This window comes from Kushneria indalinina DSM 14324 (genome assembly GCF_003385845.1).
Taxonomy (GTDB): Bacteria; Pseudomonadota; Gammaproteobacteria; order Pseudomonadales; family Halomonadaceae; genus Kushneria; species Kushneria indalinina.
This window is the reverse complement of sequence record NZ_QRDJ01000006.1, coordinates 742,353-763,452: the sequence shown is the minus strand read 5'-3', so window position 1 is coordinate 763,452 and position 21,100 is coordinate 742,353. Positions and strand designations below refer to the sequence as shown.

19 protein-coding genes are annotated in these 21,100 nt (G+C 59.3%); 4 read left to right on the top strand and 15 right to left on the bottom strand.

The window, feature by feature from the left end; translation table 11 throughout:
- Window positions 1-176: 176 nt before the first annotated feature.
- Window positions 177-3,626, top strand: a complete 3,450-nt coding sequence (mfd, locus tag C8D72_RS03505; RefSeq protein ID WP_115852995.1) for a transcription-repair coupling factor — start codon at window positions 177-179, stop codon at window positions 3,624-3,626.
- Between the two features lie 170 nt (window positions 3,627-3,796).
- Here mfd and C8D72_RS03500 read toward each other — a convergent pair whose 3' ends face one another.
- Genes C8D72_RS03500 through C8D72_RS03485 form a run of 4 tightly spaced genes read right to left on the bottom strand, consistent with a single transcriptional unit; the run spans window position 3,797 to window position 7,445 of the window.
- Entirely contained in the window at window positions 3,797-4,384 is a 588-nt protein-coding gene (locus tag C8D72_RS03500) for a hypoxanthine-guanine phosphoribosyltransferase (RefSeq protein WP_115853601.1), read from the bottom strand.
- A complete protein-coding gene (locus tag C8D72_RS03495; RefSeq protein WP_115852994.1) occupies window positions 4,377-5,660 on the bottom strand; it encodes a mechanosensitive ion channel family protein in 1,284 nt (427 codons plus the stop codon). The genes C8D72_RS03500 and C8D72_RS03495 overlap by 8 nt, the downstream gene beginning before the upstream one ends.
- Before the next feature lie 40 nt (window positions 5,661-5,700).
- Window positions 5,701-6,738: a beta-N-acetylhexosaminidase gene (nagZ, locus tag C8D72_RS03490; RefSeq protein ID WP_115852993.1), complete on the bottom strand. Its 1,038-nt coding sequence runs from the start codon at window positions 6,736-6,738 to the stop codon at window positions 5,701-5,703.
- A complete protein-coding gene (locus C8D72_RS03485) occupies window positions 6,735-7,445 on the bottom strand; it encodes a TetR/AcrR family transcriptional regulator (protein ID WP_115852992.1) in 711 nt (236 codons plus the stop codon). The genes nagZ and C8D72_RS03485 overlap by 4 nt, the downstream gene beginning before the upstream one ends.
- Window positions 7,446-7,610: 165 nt before the next feature.
- Here C8D72_RS03485 and lexA point away from each other — a divergent pair, with 165 nt between their 5' ends.
- Window positions 7,611-8,255, top strand: coding sequence for a transcriptional repressor LexA (gene lexA / locus C8D72_RS03480; RefSeq protein WP_115852991.1), 645 nt, complete (start codon window positions 7,611-7,613; stop codon window positions 8,253-8,255).
- A gap of 42 nt (window positions 8,256-8,297) precedes the next feature.
- Here lexA and C8D72_RS03475 read toward each other — a convergent pair whose 3' ends face one another.
- The 4 genes from C8D72_RS03475 to topA form a co-directional block, all read right to left on the bottom strand.
- A complete protein-coding gene (locus tag C8D72_RS03475) occupies window positions 8,298-8,999 on the bottom strand; it encodes a lipopolysaccharide kinase InaA family protein (RefSeq protein WP_170140490.1) in 702 nt (233 codons plus the stop codon).
- A 91-nt stretch (window positions 9,000-9,090) separates the two neighbouring features.
- The gene (locus tag C8D72_RS03470; RefSeq protein ID WP_115852989.1) at window positions 9,091-9,336 is read right to left on the bottom strand and encodes a hypothetical protein; all 246 of its coding nucleotides are present in this window, start codon (window positions 9,334-9,336) and stop codon (window positions 9,091-9,093) included.
- Between the two features lie 89 nt (window positions 9,337-9,425).
- Window positions 9,426-9,884 carry a DUF6586 family protein gene (locus tag C8D72_RS03465; RefSeq protein WP_115852988.1) on the bottom strand — a complete coding sequence of 153 codons (459 nt, stop codon included), beginning with the start codon at window positions 9,882-9,884 and terminating at the stop codon, window positions 9,426-9,428.
- Window positions 9,881-12,550 (bottom strand): type I DNA topoisomerase, encoded by a 2,670-nt coding sequence (gene topA / locus C8D72_RS03460; RefSeq protein ID WP_115852987.1) that lies wholly within the window; start codon window positions 12,548-12,550, stop codon window positions 9,881-9,883. Before topA ends, C8D72_RS03465 begins: the two co-directional genes overlap by 4 nt.
- A gap of 320 nt (window positions 12,551-12,870) precedes the next feature.
- On the opposite strand from topA, the gene pyk reads away from it, so the two are divergent.
- The gene (gene pyk, locus C8D72_RS03455) at window positions 12,871-14,340 is read left to right on the top strand and encodes a pyruvate kinase (protein WP_115852986.1); all 1,470 of its coding nucleotides are present in this window, start codon (window positions 12,871-12,873) and stop codon (window positions 14,338-14,340) included.
- 91 nt (window positions 14,341-14,431) lie between these two features.
- Here pyk and C8D72_RS03450 read toward each other — a convergent pair whose 3' ends face one another.
- Entirely contained in the window at window positions 14,432-15,364 is a 933-nt protein-coding gene (locus C8D72_RS03450) for a DUF429 domain-containing protein (RefSeq protein ID WP_115852985.1), read from the bottom strand.
- Entirely contained in the window at window positions 15,364-15,987 is a 624-nt protein-coding gene (locus C8D72_RS03445) for an NUDIX hydrolase (RefSeq protein ID WP_115852984.1), read from the bottom strand. The genes C8D72_RS03450 and C8D72_RS03445 overlap by 1 nt, the downstream gene beginning before the upstream one ends.
- A gap of 140 nt (window positions 15,988-16,127) precedes the next feature.
- On the opposite strand from C8D72_RS03445, the gene C8D72_RS03440 reads away from it, so the two are divergent.
- Window positions 16,128-17,150: a zinc-binding alcohol dehydrogenase family protein gene (locus C8D72_RS03440; RefSeq protein ID WP_115852983.1), complete on the top strand. Its 1,023-nt coding sequence runs from the start codon at window positions 16,128-16,130 to the stop codon at window positions 17,148-17,150.
- A gap of 55 nt (window positions 17,151-17,205) precedes the next feature.
- On the opposite strand, the gene msrQ is transcribed toward C8D72_RS03440, so the two are convergent.
- The 5 genes from msrQ to C8D72_RS03415 form a co-directional block, all read right to left on the bottom strand.
- Window positions 17,206-17,829, bottom strand: coding sequence for a protein-methionine-sulfoxide reductase heme-binding subunit MsrQ (gene msrQ, locus C8D72_RS03435; protein ID WP_115852982.1), 624 nt, complete (start codon window positions 17,827-17,829; stop codon window positions 17,206-17,208).
- Window positions 17,829-18,839 (bottom strand): protein-methionine-sulfoxide reductase catalytic subunit MsrP, encoded by a 1,011-nt coding sequence (gene msrP, locus C8D72_RS03430; protein WP_115852981.1) that lies wholly within the window; start codon window positions 18,837-18,839, stop codon window positions 17,829-17,831. Before msrP ends, msrQ begins: the two co-directional genes overlap by 1 nt.
- Before the next feature lie 161 nt (window positions 18,840-19,000).
- Window positions 19,001-19,975: a lipoyl synthase gene (gene lipA, locus C8D72_RS03425; RefSeq protein WP_115852980.1), complete on the bottom strand. Its 975-nt coding sequence runs from the start codon at window positions 19,973-19,975 to the stop codon at window positions 19,001-19,003.
- Window positions 19,975-20,679, bottom strand: a complete 705-nt coding sequence (lipB, locus tag C8D72_RS03420; protein ID WP_115852979.1) for a lipoyl(octanoyl) transferase LipB — start codon at window positions 20,677-20,679, stop codon at window positions 19,975-19,977. Before lipB ends, lipA begins: the two co-directional genes overlap by 1 nt.
- A gap of 51 nt (window positions 20,680-20,730) precedes the next feature.
- On the bottom strand, window positions 20,731-21,057 hold the full coding sequence (locus C8D72_RS03415) for an HP0495 family protein (RefSeq protein ID WP_245955130.1): 327 nt from the start codon (window positions 21,055-21,057) through the stop codon (window positions 20,731-20,733).
- Between the last annotated feature and the right edge of the window lie 43 nt (window positions 21,058-21,100).

Genomic DNA, 21,100 nt, shown 5'->3' with positions numbered 1-21,100 from the left:
CGCTTCACAGCAACTTCCAGCCTCGGAAAGCACAATCGGTGCCGTTTTCACGGCATAATGATGCGTTGCGAAAGAACGCTTTATGCCTCGGGTATGACAGACTTCAACGCAAACCTCTTCCATATCGACGATACTGTCCGCACTTTGTCCACGTGCCCATCGATCTGAAGTGACCCATGCCATCGCATAGCCACACCATCAGCCCCCTTGCGCCCCCTGCGCTTGTCCCTGCGCGGGAAAATACACGCTGGCGACTGCCCGAGGGCAGCGCTGATGCGCTCACCATGGCCCATCTGGCCGGGGCCGAAAACACGCCTTTGCTCGTGATCACGCCGGACTCGGCGAGTGCCCAGCGCATGGCCCTGGCACTGCGCTTTTTCAGCGATCAGGAGGTGCTGGTCTTTCCTGACTGGGAAACCCTGCCCTACGACAGCTTTTCTCCCCATCAGGACATCGTATCGGAGCGCCTGCGCACCCTGCGACAGCTTCAGCACCAGTACCAGAGCATCGTTCTGGCGCCGGTCAACACCCTCATGCAGCGCCTGCCGCCGACCGACTATGTCGCCGTGCAGGCCCTGCATCTGGAAACAGGCATGTCGCTGGACCGCCAGCATTTTCGCGAACAGCTCCACCTCGCCGGCTATCGCGCCGTTGAGACCGTCTACGAACCCGGTGAATACGCTTTTCGCGGGGCATTGATCGATCTCTATCCGGTCGGCAGTGAGCACCCGCTTCGCATCGACCTGTTTGACGATGACGTCGATACGCTTCGTCATTTCGATCCCGACACGCAGCGCTCGACGGATCGCATCGAGCGCATCGAGCTGCTGCCGGCCCATGAATATCCGCTGACGCAGGAGGCCATTGCGCGGTTTCGAGAGGGCTTCGAAACAATTTTTGATGTCGACCCGCGCCACTGTCCGCTCTATCTCGATGCCCTGCAGGGCATTCCATCGCCGGGGCTGGAGCAGTATCTGCCGCTTTTTTTTGAGCGGACATCGACGCTTTTCGACCATATCGGTGACGACCTGCGTTGTGCCCTGATGCCGGGCAGTTTCGAGGCGGCCGAAGGTCACTGGCAGTCCATCACCGGGCGCTATGAAAACCTTGGCGTTGATCCCACGCGCCCGCTCCTGCCCCCGGCAAAAGCCTTTATCCCGGTGGCGGAACTCTTCGGGCAGATCAACCGCTACCCGCGCCTGCAGTGGCGCACCGATGATGAGGGTACCCCTGTTGAAGGCGCCGCCCTGCCCGAGATTGCCATTGACGGTCGTGCGGCCCGGCCGCTGGCAGCACTGGAGCAGTTTCTGTCCACGCACGACGACCTTCGTGTACTGTTTGTGGCAGAGTCGCGTGGCCGACAGGAAGCCCTGCACGAAACCCTGGCGCCTCTGAACCTCTCCCTGGGTGACACGGACAGCTGGCAGAGCTTTCTCAACGCCAGCCAGACTCATGCGCTCGTGGAGGGTGGTCTCGAGCGTGGGCTCTGGCTGGAAAGCGAAAAGCTGCTGGTACTGACCGAGACCGAATTGCACGGCGAGATTGTGCGCCAGAGCCGCCGGCGCAGCCGTGCCACGGATGACAACGAACTGGCCATACGCCACCTCTCCGAACTCAGGGAAGGTGCGCCGGTCGTTCACAAGGGCCATGGCGTCGGTCGCTACCTGGGGCTTGAAACCCTCGATGCCGGCGGCATGCCGGCCGAATTTCTGACGCTGGAATATGCCAGCGGCGCTCGCCTTTATGTGCCGGTCGACAGTCTTCATCTGATTTCCCGCTATGCCGGCGCCAGCGATGACAGCGCCCCGCTGCACAAGCTGGGCAGTGATCAGTGGGAAAAGGCACGGCGCAAGGCAGCAGAAAAGGTCCGCGACACGGCGGCCGAACTGCTCGATGTCTACGCCAGGCGCGAGGCGCGCGAAGGCTTCGCCTGTGAACCGCCGGGCCAGGAATACGCCCGCTTTGCCGCCACCTTCCCATTTGAGGAAACACCCGACCAGCGCATGGCCATCGATGCCGTGATCCATGACATGACATCGCCCCAGCCGATGGATCGCGTGATCTGCGGCGACGTCGGCTTTGGCAAGACGGAAGTGGCGATGCGAGCGGCCTTTCTGGCCGTACAGTCCGGTCGCCAGGTGGCCGTACTGGTGCCGACCACGCTGCTGGCACAGCAGCACTTTGACAACTTCCGCGACCGCTTCGCCGACTCGGCCATCAACATCGATATCCTGTCACGCTTTCAGGGCGGCAAGCTGCAGTCGCAGACGCTTGAACGCCTCAATGATGGTCGCATCGATATCGTCATCGGCACGCACAAGCTGCTGGGCAAGGAACTAGAGTTTGCCAACCTGGGACTGGTCATCGTTGATGAAGAGCACCGCTTTGGCGTCCATCAGAAGGAAAGGCTCAAATCCCTTCGCGCCGAGGTCGACATCCTGACCCTGACCGCCACGCCGATCCCGCGGACGCTGTCGATGGCCATGAGCGGTATGCGCGATCTTTCCATCATCGCCACGCCGCCGGCGCGCCGGCTGTCGGTCAAGACCTTCGTGCAGCAGCGCAACCAAGCGGTGCTCAAGGAAGCGGTCTTGCGCGAACTGCTGCGCGGCGGTCAGGTCTACTATCTGCACAATGAGGTCAAATCGATCGAGGCCACGGCCGACAAGGTGCGCGAACTGGTGCCCGACGCGCGCGTGGGCGTGGCCCATGGCCAGATGGCCGAGCGTGCCCTGGAACGCGCGATGTCCGATTTCTATCACAAGCGCTTCAATGTGCTGGTGTGCTCTACCATCATCGAAACCGGCATCGATGTGCCCAGCGCCAACACCATCATCATCGAGCGCGCCGACAAATTCGGCCTCGCCCAGCTTCACCAGCTGCGAGGGCGCGTGGGCCGTTCACATCATCAGGCCTACGCCTATCTGCTCACCCCGCCTCCGAAGCAGATCACAACGGATGCGACCAAGCGGCTCGAGGCGATTACACAGGCCGAAGACTTGGGCGCAGGCTTTACCCTTGCCAGCCACGACCTGGAGATTCGCGGTGCCGGAGAGCTGCTGGGCGAGGAGCAAAGCGGCCAGATCGAGACCATCGGCTACAGCCTTTATATGGAAATGCTCGACCGGGCCGTCAATGCCATTCGAAGCGGCAAGACGCCCAACATCGAAGCCCCTATGTCGGAAGGCGTGGATATCAGCCTCGGGCTGCCGGCGCTGATCCCCGAAGACTACATGCATGACGTGCAGCAGCGTCTGGTCATGTACAAGCGGATCAGCAACGCCAAAAACGATGGGGAGCTACGCGAGCTTCAGGTCGAGATGATCGATCGATTTGGACTGCTGCCGGAGCCGGTCAAACACCTTTTCCGCCAGGCCACTCTGCGTTTCAAAGCCGAGCGGCTGGGCATTACGCGGCTGGAGGCCGGTGACAAGCGCGGGCGAATACAGTTCAGCCCGGAAACCTCGGTTGAACCCATGACGCTGGTCAAAATGATGCAGAAGGCGCCCAGTCAATATCGTCTTGATGGCGCCGACACCCTGCGATTTGAACAGCCCATGGAGACAGCCGAGACGCGCTTTGCCGCGATCGAATCCCTGCTGGATCACTTCAATCAAAAGCCCTGACACCCTGGATACGTCAGCCAGGCAGTCACGCTGATTGATGACGCCACACGACAAGGGGCCGGCCACAGTGGCCGGCCCCTTGTTGCTCATTACGGCAGGGCGCTTTCGGATTTAGCGCTCTAACGTCATCAGAATGTCAGCATGAAGAAAGCTAACCGATGAGGGCCCGATCAGAGCCCGCGCGGTGCGAAAATTCCCGGCGCGTTGCGCCAGTAGCCCTTGTAATCCATGCCGAAACCGAACACATAGCGATCCTCGACCTCCAGACCACAGTAGTCTGCCTTGAGATCGGGAACCGCCTTGCGCTCATGCATTTTTTCGACCAGCACCGCCGATGACACACTGGCCGCGCCCGCCTGATGGCAATAGTCAAGAATGGCGGCAAGCGTTGCCCCTTCATCCAGAATGTCGTCCACGATGACCACGTGACGGCCCGCCATGGGAATTTCCGGTGAGACACGCCAGAACAGCTCACCGCCGCGCAGACCGCCGCGGTAGCGCGTGGCATGGAGATAATCCACTTCCAGCGGAAACCCCAGCCGTGTCAGCAGATGGCCGGTCGTGATCAGCCCGCCGTTCATCACGCAGTAGAACACCGGCATGCTGTCAGAAAGCGACTGCGTCAGTTGCTCGGCCATGTCATCCAGCGCCCTTTCGACGGCAGGCAGATCGATCAGGCAGTCTGCCTCATCCATCAAAACCTTCATGTCGTTGTGATACTGGGCTATCTCGAGGTGACCATCGTGCTTTTCAGCCATCGCCATCTGACTCACTGTTGGGTTCGGTATCAAACGGGGCCTTTTGCCCCCCGTCCTGGTCCCGCGCTCGGCTTTTGGCTGCCGATCGGGAATTTTGAGGGGCGTTATCCTGACGTGAATCCTGCTCGGGCTCAAGGTTCGCCTGCTCCGCCACGCTGCTCAAGCGGACCTCGTCAGGGACATAAATCCTTGAAGCAGGCAGCGCCAGTTCAGCACCATGGCGATAGATAATGTCGCGGACCTTGAGCAGTATGCGCTGTCGGGTCTCATTGTAGCGCTGCCAATCGGTGACACTGCTCAGGGCATAGATCATCAGATTCAGCGAGTAATCACCATACTGGTTAAAATTCACCGTGATCAGTTCATCGCTATTGATCTCCTCGTCCCGATCGAGCATGTCGCGTATATCGCCGGTAATCGCCTCGATCGCCCCGGCGTCCTGATAGCGTATGCCAACATTTTCCCAGATGAGACGTGCCTGCATGCGTGACGGGGTTTCGATGGTAATACGGTTGAATGCGGCGTTGGGCACGTAGATGGGAGGGCCGGCAAAGGTACGTATACGGGTCAGGCGCCAGCCAATGTCTTCAACAACGCCTTCGATATCGCGATCAGGTGAACGAATCCAGTGCCCCACCCGAAAGGGCTTGTCCAGATGAATCACCATGCCGCCAAAGAAATTGGCCATGACATCGCGTGCGGCAAATCCGATCAGCAGGCCGCCGGCACCGCCGACCGCCAGAATGCTGGACATGTCGACGCCCAGCAGCTGCATGCCCAGCAGCATGACAGTGAGCAGGGTTAACGCGCCCACGATCTTGGTCACGGCCGAGGCCGTGGTCTGGTCCATCGGAGGCGAGCGCGAATTGCCGGGCGGAAAGACCATGCGCTGCTCGAGACGCTGCATCAGGCGGATTTCACCCCAGAAGATCAATATCAGGGTAATCATCCCGAACGTCAGACCCATATAGCGGCTGGCCCCTTCAAACTCAATCTCCTGAGCCACCAGGGTCAGGATCACGCACAGGGCACCGCTCCACAGCCAGACCCGAAAGGGCACACGAGCACCGTGCACCAGAGCATCGTCCCAGCGCCTGGGGCTGCGACGTAGACGCCGCTCCAGACGACGCAACAGAAGTGCCCCCGTGATATCGACGACCACCGTCAAAAGCGTCAGTCCGATCAGCATGAGGGCCCAGCCCGGCAGACCGGTCAGTTGATCCAGGCGGTCGCGCAGCTCGATCAGCAGTTGTTGCCAGAGCGCGGTTGCTTCCATAAGGAAGGAGCCTCTTCAGGTCGTCGAGTGTGTTTGAGCGTCAGTCGATCTGCTGTAGCTGATCCCGCGTACGCTGCCAGCGCGGCAGCGCCATTAGCGTTTCAAGCGTCAGACGCTCACCGCTGAAGTAAAGCCTGCTCAGACGCTGCCGGCTCGCTGGTGCCATGTCATGCGATGTCAGTGTATCGCGGGCCTGCGCTGCGGTGTCAGGATCGTTGCATAGCAGGGTCAGGTCACAGCCGGCGTCCAGCGCTGCCAGAACGCGCTCACCGGGCCCGCCCGCCATGGCGGCCCCTTCCATTGAGAGATCGTCGGAAACAATGACGCCCTCAAAGCCGATATCGTGACGTAGATATTCCAGCCAGCGTCGCGAAAAGCCGGCAGGCCGGTCATCGATTTGGGTAAAGCGTACATGCGCCGGCATGACACCGGTCAGTTCGTCGGACAGCGCGCGGAAGGGAATCAGATCATGCGACTCGAGCGTCTCAAGCGTTCGGGTATCTTCCGGCATCACTAGGTGTGAATCGAGTGTGACGCCACCATGGCCCGGAAAATGCTTGCCGATACTGGCCATGCCGGCCTCCCTGAAGCCCTCGATAAAGGCGCCGCCCAGCGCCGAAACATGCTGCGGGTCATCGGAAAAGGCACGGTTGCCGATAGCCGGGCAGCGGCTATCGTCCAGATCCAGCACCGGCGCAAAGGAAAAATCTGCCCCGCAGGCGGCCATTTCCATCGCCAGCAGCCAGCCGGTATCCCGGGCAAGCGTCAGCGCCTCATCAGGGGACTGCCGATAATAATGGCCCAGCCGCGCCATGGGGGGCAGGTTCGTTACGCCGTTGCGAAGGCGCTGAACCCGCCCGCCTTCCTGATCAATACCGATGACGATGTTCGGGCGGCATTGACGAATGTCGTCACAGAGCTTTCGCATCTGCTCGGGGGACTCGACATTGCGCGCAAAAAGAATGATACCGCCTACGCAGGGATGGGAGAGCCAGGCACTTTCCCTGTCGCTCAGGCGTGTCCCCTGAATATCGCACATGAGAGGCCCGCCAAAGGTTTCGGCCCGGGAATCGGTCATGAATGCGTTCCTGTCTTGGGGTGAGAAGCCACCTGGCTGTCCAGATGATGATCAACCACGCAGGCCGGAGTAACATCGGCAACCGGCGCCCGCAGGGCATGCAGTGCGACCGGCTTCAACCGCTGGGCCAGCTCTCGAATCGTGATGCGCTGATGGTAGTCATGCTCGGCAATGTCACGCAGCGTATTGAGCCCGGACAGGGTAAAGATGACCGACCCCAGCATGAAGTGCAGTCGCCAGAAACGCTCATCATCGGCCAGTTCCGGCGTGGCCTGTCTGAGCAGCTTCAAAAATCGTGAAAAGATATTGCCGTAATGGCTGCGAAGCTCGTCACGAAGGTGGCGCTGTGCCTGCGAGTAGGCAAGCCCCAAAAGCTTCATGAACGTTCTCAGATCATGATTATTGGAAGGCATTTCCAGCACGCTGGCAAAGAGCGTGTCGAGCAGCCCCTCAAGATTTGATGCCCCCGCCTCGCTTGCTTCCAGTGCATCGAGCCGTCGGTGCAGATCCACACTGAAGGGATCCAGATATCGGAAAAATACTGCCTGTATCAGGGCCTGCTTGGAGCCGAAGTGATAGTTGACAGCGGCCAGATTAACTTCGGCCCGTCCGGTGATACGACGCAGGGAAGTCTCGGAAAAGCCATATTCGGCAAACAGGACTTCGGCCGCATCAAGGATTCGGGTCACGGTATCGGATGGCACCATGTGAAATATCGGTTCTCTGTCATGAAAATAAAACGTACAGACCAGTCATTGATGGTATCACCATTGCCGCCTGGTACCTGCCCCTGCGACAGTATCGAAGCGCTTGCATTGCTCTGATGACTGGATACAATCACATACTGTATACATCAACAATGGCCACTGCACATGACACGACCGTTGACCGCACGCCAACAGGCCGTATTCGATTTCATTGCCAGGACCATCAGTGAACTCGGTTACCCGCCCACGCGCGCCGAAATCGCCGGTGCCCTTGGATTTCGCTCGCCCAATGCCGCCGAAGAGCACCTGCGCGCCCTACGCAAGAAGGGCGTCATCGAAATGATTCCCGGAACGTCGCGCGGCATTCGTATTTCACACCAGGAACTGGTCGGTCAGGAACAGGAAAGCCTCATGACGGGCCTGCCCGTGATCGGCGAAGTGGCTGCCGGCAGCCCGATTCTTGCCGCCGAACATATCTCGCGCTACTGCCCGATGCCTGCAGATTTTTTCAATCCGGGCGCAGACTATCTGCTTCGCGTACGCGGTCTTTCCATGCGCGATGCCGGCATTCTGGATGGTGATCTGCTGGCCGTCCACCGTACACACGATGCTCGCGACGGGCAGATTGTCGTGGCTCGACTGGGAGACGATGTCACCGTCAAGCGCTTCAAGCGTCAGGGCAGCATCGTGAGTCTGATTGCCGAGAATCCGGAGTTTGAGCCCATCACGATCGATCTGACACGACAAAGTCTGGATATCGAGGGCGTTGGTGTCGGGGTGATACGCGGTGGAGACGGCAACAGCCTTTAAACGACGTTATTGCTTTTTGTGATGGTGCGTCTGCGGGCGCACCTAACGTACCCGCGGCAACATGAGCCGCGCCCTGTCCAGCGTAATTCCTGAATCCCGGTAGATATCCATCATCAGATGGCATTCGTCATCATGCATCCCCATCGATCGAGCGTCGCCAAAAAGACGCGTCAGGTCGCGCATGGCCGCCAGATGCCCTGATGGACGGCGCTGACATTTTTCCAGATCCACGAGGGCGGTACTCGCCCTTTTGTCATCCTCAAGACGCACCAGCACTTCCTTGGGATAAAGATGCCCATGCTTGTAGCCACTGCGATGCAGCCTGACGAGATTTTCCGCCAGTGCCGTGAATATTGCCGAGCGCTGTTCGGGCGAATGGTCGTCAGCCGCCAGCATCGCCTGCAGGCTTTGATAACACAGTAGCGCCTCGGTCACCATGACGGCCTGCCACCCCTGCCCGCTTTTTCTGGCCTTGAAAAAGACCGGCTGCGGCGCATTTACCCCCAGCGCCTGACACCGCCTGAGCCCCTGCCATTCACGCACCGTTGTCGGCCGGCCCAGCGGATAGCGCAGACTACGAAACAGGTGACCGTGCTGAATCTTGACGTAATAGGCAGGTCCCCCGGGGTCAGGGCTGACAAATCGGACGCCGCTGAGGCCGCCCTTGCGTTCGTTGGGGGGTTCTACCCACTCTCCCGGCGCTTGCCACCAGAAGTCAAAATCACCCTGCAAGGCCTCTGACATAACGATCAATTCCGGATTTTTCAGACCCGCGGGCCTGAAACGACGATACCCGCACATGGACGGGTATCGAACCAATCAAAAAAAGAGCGGCTTAATGGATCGCGGCAGGCTCGGGCGCGTCAGCGGCGTCATCTTCATCTGCCAGTACCGAGCGCGAGATCAGATGATCCAGCATCTCGCGGGCGACATCAAAGCGATGGTGACGCAAAAGCTCAAGCGTCTGGGACGAAAAACGAATGCTGGCCAGCGGCTCGTTTTTATCGTCACTGTCGGCGGCACGCAGCACAAACTGCCCGTCCTCGAGCTCAACGATTTCAAATACGGCAGCTTCAGTCATGAGCCACCTCACCAAGCCGATCAGCGAAAAACATTAACACAATGTTAAGGCTCTCTGACGGCGATGTCACGTTCATTGAATACAAGAAATTACCACTCATAACTGGTTTCACGGAGTCTGGGAAGCAGAGCCCGAAATTCATCAAGACAGGTTGCAAGCTCTCGGGACAGGGGCGGACTCTGGCTGGAAGCAATCATGTTGTCATGCCGACGAAGCTGTGCGGCGCCGCTTTCATCATGCAGGCGGTCCAGCAGCTGTAAAAGCCGGGCAAGCCAGCTTTCCGGCTGCGACATGAGCGCTCGCAGCAGCTCAATTTCAGCCACCGGCGCCGGCGGCTGATCAAGCACCGCTCGCCAGTGCATGGCAGGCCAGCGGCAGGTGTGCGCGATCTCCTTGATCACGCTTTCAAGCGCCATTTCGATCATCGAAAGCGTGCCCTCTTCAAGGGCGCGTCGTCTGGCATCGGCATGCTCATCGTGACCTGCCGGCTGCTCAAGCAGCAGCATGGCCTGGTAAAGCAGCTGATTGGTTCGTCCCTGATGACTCATGAGGCCTGTTTCCCTGCCTTGCTACCCTTTTTGGTGCCGGTCCCCTTTCGATTATCTTCGACCTGCCAGCGCTCACCATCCCACAGCGCCTTCCAGCCGGTCGCCTTGCCATCCTCTTCGGTCAGCACAAACTGGCTCTTGGTCTTGCGCGAAAATCGAATCTGCGCTGGATGCCCATCCGGATCATGGTCCGGCGCCTTCAGGAGAAAGTGGTATTTCTCCGGCAGTGCCTCGGCATGCGGCCTGATTTCACTGACCAGCGGCGGCCGAGTCTCACGATTCTTTGGAAACTGACTGGCGGCCAGAAAGAGACCGCTGGCGCCATCACGCAGCACGTAGTGGTCGTCCACCTTTTGACAGGTCAATTCCGGCATGGGGATCGGATCCATCTTGGGCGGCGCGGGTTCGCCGCTTTTCAAGAGTTTGCGGGTATTTTTGCAGTCGTCATTGGTACAGGCGAAATACTTGCCGAACCGTCCCGTACGCAGCTGCATTTCCGAACCGCACTTGTCGCACTCGATGGTCGGGCCTTCATAGCCCTTGATGCGAAAGTGCCCCTCTTCGATCTCGTAGTAGTCATCATCATCGTTGCTGATGTGGATCTTGCGCGTCTCATCGATGAGATAGCTGTCCATGGCCGTCCCCGTCTTCGGGTTACGACGCTTGGCGCGCAGGGCATCGGTTTCGGCATTTTCATCGGCATCGGCCGGCACTGCCTCATCGCCGGGCAACAGATCGATGGTGGTCTTGCAACGCTCCTTGGGCGGCAGGTTATAGCCCGAGCAGCCCAGGAAGACACCCGTCGAGGCGATGCGAATCTGCATCGGCCGGCCGCAGGTCGGACACTGGATATCGGTTTCGACCGGCTGATTGGGACGCATGCCCTTCTCGCCTTCGGCGTGTTCGAGGCGGCTGCGAAAATCGCCATAGAAACTGTTCAACAACTCACGCCAGTCACGCTCACCATCGGCGACATGGTCAAGCTCGTCTTCCATGCGGGCCGTGAAGCCGTAATCCAGCAGGTCCTGAAAGGATTCTGTCAGTCGGTCAGTGACGATCTCGCCAAGCTTCTCGGCGTAGAACCGGCGGCTGTCCAGCTTGACGTAGCCACGCTCCTGAATCGTGGAAATGATCGCGGCATAAGTTGAGGGCCGACCAATGCCGCGTTTTTCAAGCTCCTTGACCAGGCTGGCTTCGGTATAGCGGGCGGTTGGCTTGGTAAAGTGCTGTTTTGGATCGAGTGTTTTAAGCGAAAGGTGCTCGCCCTTGCCCAGATCCGGCAGCTGCTGATCCTCTTCCTTTCTGGAAGAAGGCTTGAGCACCCGGGTATAGCCATCAAAGCGCAGCACGCGCCCTTTGGCACGCAGTTCAAAGCCTTCCACTTCGACGGTCAGCGTGGTCGACAGATACTGTGCCGGCACCATCTGACAGGCCAGAAACTGACGCCAGATCAGCTCATAAAGACGCTCGGCGTCACGCTCCATGCTGCCAAGATCGTCTGCCCGGCGATGAGCGTCAGTCGGTCGAATCGCCTCGTGCGCTTCCTGAGCCCCGGCCTTGCTGGAATAGACGTTAGGCGCGTCGGAAAGATAGTCACTACCCATTTCCGATTCTACGTAGTCGCGCGCCATGGTGATGGCATCCGCCGACAGATTGGTCGAATCGGTACGCATATAGGTAATAAAGCCTGCTTCATACAGACGCTGCGCCAGGGTCATGGTCTTTTTGACCGAAAAACCGAGACGGCCACTGGCAGCCTGCTGCAGGGTCGACGTAATAAAGGGCGCGCCGGGCTTGCTGGACGTCGGGCGATCCTCACGCCCGGTAATAACGTATTCGGCCTTTTTCAACGGCTCAATCAGGGAGGTTGTCTGTGACTCACTGACCGGCCGGAAAGCTTCACCGTTATGGCGTGCCACTTCAAAGCGCACACTGTCACCACTGCCGGCTTCAAGGTCGGCATGGACGTCCCAGAACTCCTCGGGCGTAAAGGCGCGAATCTCGCGCTCACGCTCGACGATCAGGCGCACCGCGACGGACTGAACGCGACCCGCCGACAGGCCTCGTGCAACCTTGCTCCATAAAAGCGGCGAAACCATGAACCCTACCACCCGGTCCAGAAAGCGCCGGGCCTGCTGGGCATGAACCCGATCCAGCTTGAGCTCGCCGGGCGTCTCGAACGCCTGGGCAATGGCATTTTTGGTAATCTCGTTGAATACCACGCGGCGGTAGCGTGACTCATCGCCGCCGATGGTCTCGCGCAGATGCCAGGCAATGGCTTCCCCTTCGCGATCAAGGTCGGTGGCGAGATACACGGCATCCGCCTTTTCGGCGAGCTTTTTGAGCTCGTCGACGACCTTTTCCTTGCCCGGCAGTATCTCGTAGTTCGCCTGCCAGTCATTTTCAGGATCAACGCCCATGCGGCGGATCAACTGATCATGGCTTTTGCGCTTTTTATAGACTGCCTTCTCTTCAGCAGACATCTTGCGTGTGGCAGCGGCCTGGCGCGCACGCTCGGAAGGGTCCGTGGCGCTTTTGCCACCACCACTGGTCGGCAGATCACGAATATGACCCACGCTCGATTTCACGATGAAATCGTTGCCGAGGTACTTATTGATGGTCTTGGCCTTGGCCGGCGACTCGACGATCACCAGTGACTTGCCCATAGATCTCCGTCTCTTTTGCCGGTCCTGCCGGCACTGTAATGTCAGAAAAGCGGCGTGCGTGAGCGTCCGTTGGCCCGGACGGGTTCAGACACCCTGAAAATGCGACTACCCTACCCTGGCCTTATCCATGGCGCCACCGGATAAAAACCGATGCAAGGCAACGATCTTTCCTTTCTGACGCCTCTTCGACTTCCTCTGAGCTGCCAAACACCTCGACATTCTCGAAGGTGTCATCAAGACTTTGGAGCATAGCCGTCGCACCCGAAGGGGTGAAAAAGGTATAGTGAATCCATTCAGACACCGCATCAGGAGAATGCTTCATGACGAAAGCGACCGCCGGTCCGATTCGCCGCACCAAGATTGTCGCCACCCTTGGTCCCGCCAGTGACAAGGAAGGTGTACTCGATGCCATGGTGCACGCGGGCGTTGATGTCGTTCGAATCAACTTCTCCCACGGCAGCGCCGAAGATCACCGCCGCCGCGTAACGGCTGTGCGTGAAGCGGCCAAAAACCAGCAGCGCAACGTGGCCATTCTGGGCGACCTGCAGGGCCCGAAGATTCGTATCGCCCGTTTCGCCAATGGCTCGGTCGAGCTTGAAAACGGCCAGGATTTTGCCCTCGATGTTAACCTGGGCCGTGATGAAGGCAACGACCACCAGGTCGGCTGTGACTACAAGGAACTCGCCGATGACGTCAAAAGCGGCGACGTACTGCTGCTCGACGATGGCCGTGTCGTGCTGGAAGTCAAGCGCGTCGATGGCGGGCGTATCGAATGCACCGTCAAGGTGGGGGGCAAGCTCTCCAATAACAAGGGTATCAACAAACAGGGCGGCGGCCTGTCGGCAGCAGCATTGACCGACAAGGATCGCGAGGACATGAAGACCGCGATCGACCTGGAAGTCGACTTCCTGGCGGTCTCCTTCCCGCGCTCCGGTGCCGATATGCAGCTGGCGCGCGACCTGCTGGGAGATGCCGGCAAGAATATCGCCCTGGTCGCCAAGGTCGAGCGTGCCGAAGCCGTGGCCGATGAAGCCACACTCGATGAGATCATCATCGCCTCCGATGCCGTCATGGTGGCCCGTGGCGATCTGGGTGTCGAAATCGGTGACGCGCAGCTTATCGGTGTTCAAAAGCGCATGATTGCCCGCGCCCGGACGCTTAATCGCGCGGTCATCACGGCCACGCAGATGATGGAGTCGATGATCGAATCGCCGCTGCCAACACGCGCCGAGGTCTTTGACGTGGCCAACGCGGTGCTTGATGGCACCGATGCCGTCATGCTGTCCGCCGAAACGGCCGCCGGCAGCTTCCCGGTAGAAACCATCGAAGCCATGAATCGCTGCTGCATGGGCGCCGAGCGCGAACGCGCTGCTCAGGAGTCCAAGCACCGCATGGCCGACGAGTTCCATCGCATCGATGAAACCGTGGCCCTGTCAGCCATGTATGCGGCCAACCATCTGGAAGGTGTGGCGGCCATCGCCTGCCTTACCGAGACCGGCTATACCCCGCTGATCGCGTCGCGCATCCGCTCTGGTCTACCCATCGTGGCCCTCTCGTCGCATCCGCGCACACTGCGTCGCATGGCGCTCTACCGCGGCGTATTTGCCATCGAATTCAACACCGATGACATGCCCAATGCCGAGGTCAACCAGCGCGCCGTCTCCGAGCTCGAAAAGCGCGCACTGGCCAATCCGGGCGACTACGTCATCCTTACACGCGGTGACCACGTCAGCGCTCAGGGCGGCACCAATGCCATGAAGATCGTCCAGGTCGGCGAACACATCGGCTGAAAGCCGCTATGTGACTTTTGATCTGCATTAAAAAGGCCTTCATTTGAAGGCCTTTTCTGTTTTCAGCTTCCGGCTACTCTCTCTGCGTTGATCAGCCTTCAAGACCCAGTATCCACCCTTCAAGATGGCGTGCCACGGGCGAAAGGGTCGATGACGCCGGCAGATGCTCCTCTACTACCGCAATCATCATCAAAAGCCCCAGTGTGGCATCAAAGGCATCCTCTCCATCAGCGCGCTCACCAAATCCCGAAACAACGGATGCTTTCGCCTGCCCGTCCCACACGATGGGAAGCCCGCTTTCAAACAGGGCCTTTCCAGCCTCGATACGATCCACCTGACGCCGCTTGCTCTGGCGTGGCGACAGCTCATTTTTCATCAGTCGCGCCGCCAGCGTCGGCCAGGTCTCGCACAAGATGCAGTGATTCTCTTGCGCCAACGCGGCCAGCGTCCCATCAAAGGGCCAGAGTGCCGCGCCTTGATCAAGCGCCGGCATGATGACTTCACGCCACCCGGCCTGAGCCGCCTTGCCCACCTGATTGGCCCCCAGCGTCCAGAACAGCGGACAGGGCCTGCGCCCCGGCATGTCACGCTCGCATTCACGACGCAGTGCATCGAAATCCTCAACGTTGAGCGCCCGGGTCAGGTCCGACTGTCTCATACCCTGTCTGGCGCGATGAGGATAAAAGGGCCGCGTCAGCGAGATCTCTTTTGGCGTTGAAGCCGTATCAAAAAAGTACTGCCATCGGGGCATATCCAGCGCTTCCAGCCACGCCCTGAAATCGGTGACACCAGCCTGCATGGCCCACTGCTCGGGAACACCGATCGGGAAATCAAACCCGGCAAGCGTTGTGCCGTGAACCGGCGCCATCAGAACCTCGTCACGCCAGGTGTGCACATCCCCGATTCGCACCGGATCACTAACCTGCCACTGACCATTGATACGGTGGGCCTGAGCGTACCAGCGTTTTGAGGGGGACAGGCTCCAGTCGGCATGCAATAGTCGCTCGATACCGGCAATGGCCATCAGTCGCTGTAGATACCTTCCGCCCCCGACGTCACAAAGGCCCAGCATTCGTGAATATCGGCAGGCAGCGTTCGCCCCTCGGACAGCGGCGGCAGATCATCAAGATCGAAGAATTCGGCAGCATCCGTTTCATTATTGGATACAAACTCACCACCCTCATGAGTACAAACATAAAAGAGCTTGTAGATATGATCCGGCGAATAGTGGGCGTAGGGATGAAGACTGCGATCCTTGAGCATGACCAGACGCGGCTGGCTCGCCCGGTGCCCGGACTCTTCGACAATCTCCTTTAACACGCCTTCACTGGGGCCTTCGTTGACGTCTGCCCAGCCGCCGGGCAGTGTCCAGAGCCCATCCTTGATTTCACGCACCAGCAGCACCCGGCCGCTGTCGTCAAAGACCGCGCCGCGGACATCCACCTTGGGCGTGGCATACCCGCGATCAGGGATGATCAGGTTTTCTATTTTTTCGATGGGCACATCACCCAGCACGGCAAACATCTGGTTGGTCAGTGTTTCCAGCTGTTGATAGCGCTCCAGCTCATACTTGTTGGTGGTATAGGTCTGCCCGGTCTGGGCAATGGATCTGAGTTGCTTTGCAAAGGCTAACCAGTCATGTGTCATGCCACGTCTCTCCTGCTTTCCATCACGCTCGTATCACCACAAGCACAGCGACTGGCATCGGCTGTCATCATGGTCCAGATTGGTGGCTGACATTCTAGTGGATGACGCATCAACGTGCGTTCGTTAACCAGGGAGAGACCATGAAAGCCATTGCCACACGCGGCGCCAGTGATATCAACGCACCCGGTGCCTTTGAAGAGATCGACATCGAGCGCCCCTCGCCCGAAGGGGAAGATGTTCTGGTGCGTATCGAAGCCGTGTCGGTCAACCCGGTAGATACCAAGGTTCGCGCCGGCGCGCTGGGAGACATCAGCGAGCCGACCATCCTGGGCTGGGATGCCACCGGCATCGTGGAAGCCATTGGAGAGCGTGTCAGCGATCTGGCCGTCGGCGAGCGCATTTACTATTCAGGCGAGGTCAATCGCCCCGGCTGTAACGCCCAGTACCAGCTGATCGATTCGCGTCTGGTGGCCCGCGCGCCTCAGACGCTTGATATCGAGGAAATTGCGGCCATGCCGTTGACGGCACTGACGGCCTGGGAGGCGCTGTTTGACAAGCTGCGCCTGGCGCAGGACACCAGTGACCATGGTGACCAGACGCTTTTGATCATCAATGGCGCCGGCGGCGTGGGCTCGATCGCCATTCAGATGGCCCGCCAGCTCACCGGTATCCGCGTGATTGCCACCGCCTCGCGCGAGCAGTCGGTACAGTGGTGTCGCGAAATGGGCGCTCATGATGTGGTCGACCACCACAATCTCGTCAACGAACTCAAGCGACTCGATCTTGAGGACGTCGATTACATCTTCAACTGCCACGACATCGGCGTGCACTGGGACAACATGGTCTCTCTGATCAAGCCGCTCGGCGAGATCGTGGCGATTGCCGAAACGAAACAGCAGGTGGATCTCAACGCCCTGCAGGGCAAGGCTGCCAGCTTTCACTGGGAATTCATGTTTGCCCGCCCGCTGCATGATGTGCAGCGTGAACAGCAGGGCGCGGCGCTGGCAACCCTGGCACGCCTGCTTGATGAAGGTCGGCTGCGCAGTACGCTGGGTGAAATCGTCGGGCCGCTCAATGTCGAAAACCTCACCCGCGCCCATCAGATGCTGGAAGAGGGTCATACCATCGGCAAACTGGTGCTGACCGCAATGCCGCAGAACTGATCAAACCACATAAAAACGCCGGCCTCATGGCCGGTGTTCTCTCAGAAGTTTTTTTTCAGGAAAAACGAGGCGCTTTGGGCCCACTGCCACGCCGGGGGCGAACCCGACCCAGCGCCCGCGAAACCACGGGAATCCTGAGCAGCATCAGGACGGCGCCGGCAAAAGCGTAGGCGCTCCACTGCCCCATATCGGCACGCACCACCCAGAAAAAGTGTAAAAGCACCAGCGCCAAGGCGATATAGACCAGCCGGTGCAGAAACTTCCAGCGTTTGCCCAGTTGCTTCATGGAGTAGCGATTGGAGGTCACCGCCAGCGCCAGCAGCATAAGCAGGGCTGCAAACCCCACCATGATGTAGGGCCGCCGCTGCAGATCCGCGCCCAGCGCCGAGAAATCCAGCCCCAGTATGAACAGCAGATAGCTGGTCAGATGCAGTACCCCATAGCTGAAGGTCCAGAGCCCCAGCTGGCGCCGGATCACGGCAAACCCCTTCCAGCGCGTCAGCTTCATCAGCGGCGTGAGGCTCAGCGTCAACAGCAGCAGAATCAGCGCACACTGGCCAAAGTTGAGCAGCAGATACTGCCCGGGCTCGGGGCCGGCCTGCCCTGCTGCTACCTGAAAGGCCCACCAGAGAAACGGCAGCAGTGCCGCCACAAACACCGCACATCGCCAGAGTCGCATCAAAAATACTTCCGCAGATCCATGCCCTTGTAGAGAGACGCCACCTCGTCACCATAGCCGTTGAACATCTGCGTATCGATCATGTTGGTACTGAACAGACTGTTGGGCAGGCGACGCTCGCGCGCCTGACTCCAGCGTGGGTGATCCACGTCCGGGTTCACGTTGGAGTAAAAGCCGTATTCATTGGCATTGATGGTCGGCCAGGCCGTCGTCGGCTGCTCTTTGACCAGCGAGATACGCACGATCGACTTGATGCTCTTGAAGCCGTATTTCCAGGGCACCACCAGGCGCACTGGCGCCCCGTTCTGATTGGGCAGCACTCGCCCGTACATGCCCACGCTCAGAATGGTCAGCGGATGCATTGCCTCATCCATGCGCAGCCCTTCCTGGTAGGGCCAGTCGATCAGGCCGAAACGGGAGCGCTGTCCGGGCATCTCTTCAGGGCGCATCAGGGTCTGAAAGCGTACAAACTTCGCATCGCTGGTCGGCTCGGCGCGCTTGATAATTTCGGACAGCGGTACCCCGAGCCAGGGGATAACCATCGACCAGGCCTCGACACAGCGCAGTCGATAAATGCGCTCTTCCAGCTGCTGCTCACCCAGCAGTTGATCCACATCCAGCGTCCCGGGCCGGGCCACCTCGCCGTCAATCTCGATGGTCCAGGGCTCGGTGGTCATCGCGCCGGCGTGCTTGTAGGGGTCGTCCTTGCTGGTGCCAAACTCGAAGAAATTGTTGTAGTGCGTGGCATCATTAAACGGCGTGAGCTTGTCGTTATCCCCTGCCGTCACCGCCTGCCAGTTTGCATTTTCAAGGCGCGAGGCAAACCAGTCAGGGTGGCTACCCTGTTCGACATCGTCATATTGAGACGCCGCCCAGGCACCGCGCGGCAGTGCTGCTGCCATCCCAAGGCCTGCCACCCCTGCCATGAAACGCCGGCGCGCATAATAGACCGACTCCGGGGTGACCTCGTTTTCACCAATATGGTGAGGCTTTCGTGTCCTGATCAGCATGGCTCCCTCCACTTGACGGCCGTTATGGTTACTGACCGTTACGCAGCGAAATAGTTTCTGCCCTCGATGGGCGACAAGGACCCCGGAGACAACAGCGCCCGGCAGTGCCGGGCGCGATGAACAAAACATGTCGGGTATCAGCTGCCCGAGCCTGTCATGTTTCAGGACACCCTTTCACCATGTGCCTGCTTGTCGGCGTGATAGCTTGAGCGTACCAGCGGGCCTGACGCGACATGCTTGAAGCCCAGCTCGTAGCCCTTTTCGGCAAACCAGGCAAACGTGTCGGGGTGTACCCAGCGATCGACCGGCAGGTGATTGCGTGAAGGCTGCATGTACTGGCCAAGGGTGAGCATATCGACGTTATGGGCGCGAAGGTCACGCATGACCTCGACCACCTCGTCATCGGTTTCACCCACACCCAGCATCAGCCCCGATTTGGTCATCACCTCGGGACGGGCTTCCTTGTAGCGCTTGAGAAGATCCAGCGACCACTGATAGTCAGCGCCCGGACGCACGCGGCGATAGAGCGACGGAACCGTTTCAAGGTTGTGATTGAACACATCCGGCGGCTCCTGACGCATGATATCGATGGCTTTCTCCATGCGGCCACGAAAATCAGGCACCAGCACCTCGACCTCAAGGTCAGGGCTGCGCTTTCTGATCTCTTCGATGCAGTTGTTGAAGTGCTGCGCACCGCCATCACGCAGATCATCACGATCCACGGAGGTGATCACGACATACTTCAGGCGCATCTCGGCGATGGCTTCAGCAAGCTCCCGCGGCTCGTCTTCATTGAGTGCATTGGGCCGGCCGTGAGCGACGTCGCAGAACGGGCAGCGGCGCGTGCAGATATCCCCCATGATCATGAAGGTGGCCGTGCCGCCGTTGAAACATTCACCAAGATTGGGACAGGACGCCTCTTCGCATACCGTCACAAGCTTGTGCCGGCGCAGGGTTTCCTTGATGCGTGTCACCTCTTTCGAGATGGGCATGCGCACCTTGAGCCAGTCCGGCTTGGTCGGCAGGGTCTCGGTCGGAATGACCTTGACCGGAATGCGGGACACCTTCTCGGCGCCGCGCAGCTTGACACCTTTTTCAGCCCGCTGTTTGGGGGTGGTAGCAGTCGTCTCGGTCATCAGTTTGATCCTGTTACTCGAGAAATGTGGGTCAGCACCCCGGGTGCGCTCACCATCTCCTGAAGCTCGGGGTTGCCGAGTTCAGCGGCAAAGGCTCCGAGCAATCCTTGTGCTTCACGCGCCATGTCCGGTGGTTGCGACAGCAGATCGCGAAGCTGTGTCATTCTAAGCCCTGCATGGCCACAGGGATTGATATGGTCAAAGGGGGCAAGGTCCATATCGATATTGAAGGCAATCCCGTGAAAGCTGCTGCCCCGGCGGATACGCAGCCCGAGGGAAGCAATCTTGGCATCCTCCACGTAGACACCCGGTGCATCCGTTCGTGAGCGGGCCGTAATACCGTGGTCACTCAGCGAACGAATGACGGCATTTTCAAGGGCATCCACCATGGCACGTACCCCGATGCGTCGCCTTTTGACATCAATCAGTGGGTACATGATCAACTGCCCGGGCCCATGATAGGTGACCTGTCCGCCACGGTCACTGTGTACCAGCGGAATGCTGCCGGGATTCAATAAATGTTCCGGCTTGCCGGCCCGCCCCTGGGTAAACACGGGAAAATGTTCCACCAGCCAGATCTGATCCTGCGTTGTGGCATCGCGCTCATCGGTAAAGCGGCGCATCGCCTCCCAGATCGTGGTGTAATCGCATACCCCCAGACGATATACGCCAATGCTCTGATCATCCAGGTTTGTATCACTCATCAGTGCCACCTCAGGGGAGAACCGGCAGGGTCGCCTGTCAGCCGGTGCGTCTTAAAGCACCATCTGAACACGACCGGTCGCCTTGAGCGCCACAAAAAGCTCGTTGAGCTGCTCTTCGCCGGTCGCATAAATGGTGACATGCAGAGAGCGGTATTTGCCGTTGCGGCTGTCACGATGGGTCACGCGTGAACGATCGAGCTCCGGTGAGAACCGCTCCACGATATCGAGCATGTCACGATCGAATTCAACATCGTTGTTTCCCACGATCTTGATGGCGTAATCGCAGGGAAACTCGATCTTCGGCGCCTCCTGTGCCCTTTTATCGTCGCCGGGTGACGACAGGATAGCGGCAGGCTTTTTGGATGAAGGCCTGGACATGATAAACCTCTTGAGCATTGCAGGCTGAAAGTTCGCCCGATTA

Coding starts and splice junctions, on each gene's coding strand:
- C8D72_RS03415 (WP_245955130.1), bottom strand. CDS start 21,057: ATGTCCAGGCCTTCATCCAAAAAGCCTGCCGCTATCCTGTCGTCACCC.
- lexA (WP_115852991.1), top strand. CDS start 7,611: ATGACACGACCGTTGACCGCACGCCAACAGGCCGTATTCGATTTCATT.
- pyk (WP_115852986.1), top strand. CDS start 12,871: ATGACGAAAGCGACCGCCGGTCCGATTCGCCGCACCAAGATTGTCGCC.
- msrP (WP_115852981.1), bottom strand. CDS start 18,839: ATGCTGATCAGGACACGAAAGCCTCACCATATTGGTGAAAACGAGGTC.
- C8D72_RS03485 (WP_115852992.1), bottom strand. CDS start 7,445: ATGGTGCCATCCGATACCGTGACCCGAATCCTTGATGCGGCCGAAGTC.
- nagZ (WP_115852993.1), bottom strand. CDS start 6,738: ATGACCGATTCCCGGGCCGAAACCTTTGGCGGGCCTCTCATGTGCGAT.
- C8D72_RS03475 (WP_170140490.1), bottom strand. CDS start 8,999: ATGTCAGAGGCCTTGCAGGGTGATTTTGACTTCTGGTGGCAAGCGCCG.
- lipA (WP_115852980.1), bottom strand. CDS start 19,975: ATGACCGAGACGACTGCTACCACCCCCAAACAGCGGGCTGAAAAAGGT.
- C8D72_RS03445 (WP_115852984.1), bottom strand. CDS start 15,987: ATGACACATGACTGGTTAGCCTTTGCAAAGCAACTCAGATCCATTGCC.
- mfd (WP_115852995.1), top strand. CDS start 177: ATGCCATCGCATAGCCACACCATCAGCCCCCTTGCGCCCCCTGCGCTT.
- C8D72_RS03440 (WP_115852983.1), top strand. CDS start 16,128: ATGAAAGCCATTGCCACACGCGGCGCCAGTGATATCAACGCACCCGGT.
- C8D72_RS03500 (WP_115853601.1), bottom strand. CDS start 4,384: ATGGCTGAAAAGCACGATGGTCACCTCGAGATAGCCCAGTATCACAAC.
- C8D72_RS03470 (WP_115852989.1), bottom strand. CDS start 9,336: ATGACTGAAGCTGCCGTATTTGAAATCGTTGAGCTCGAGGACGGGCAG.
- msrQ (WP_115852982.1), bottom strand. CDS start 17,829: ATGCGACTCTGGCGATGTGCGGTGTTTGTGGCGGCACTGCTGCCGTTT.
- C8D72_RS03465 (WP_115852988.1), bottom strand. CDS start 9,884: ATGAGTCATCAGGGACGAACCAATCAGCTGCTTTACCAGGCCATGCTG.
- C8D72_RS03495 (WP_115852994.1), bottom strand. CDS start 5,660: ATGGAAGCAACCGCGCTCTGGCAACAACTGCTGATCGAGCTGCGCGAC.
- topA (WP_115852987.1), bottom strand. CDS start 12,550: ATGGGCAAGTCACTGGTGATCGTCGAGTCGCCGGCCAAGGCCAAGACC.
- C8D72_RS03450 (WP_115852985.1), bottom strand. CDS start 15,364: ATGGCCATTGCCGGTATCGAGCGACTATTGCATGCCGACTGGAGCCTG.
- lipB (WP_115852979.1), bottom strand. CDS start 20,679: ATGAGTGATACAAACCTGGATGATCAGAGCATTGGCGTATATCGTCTG.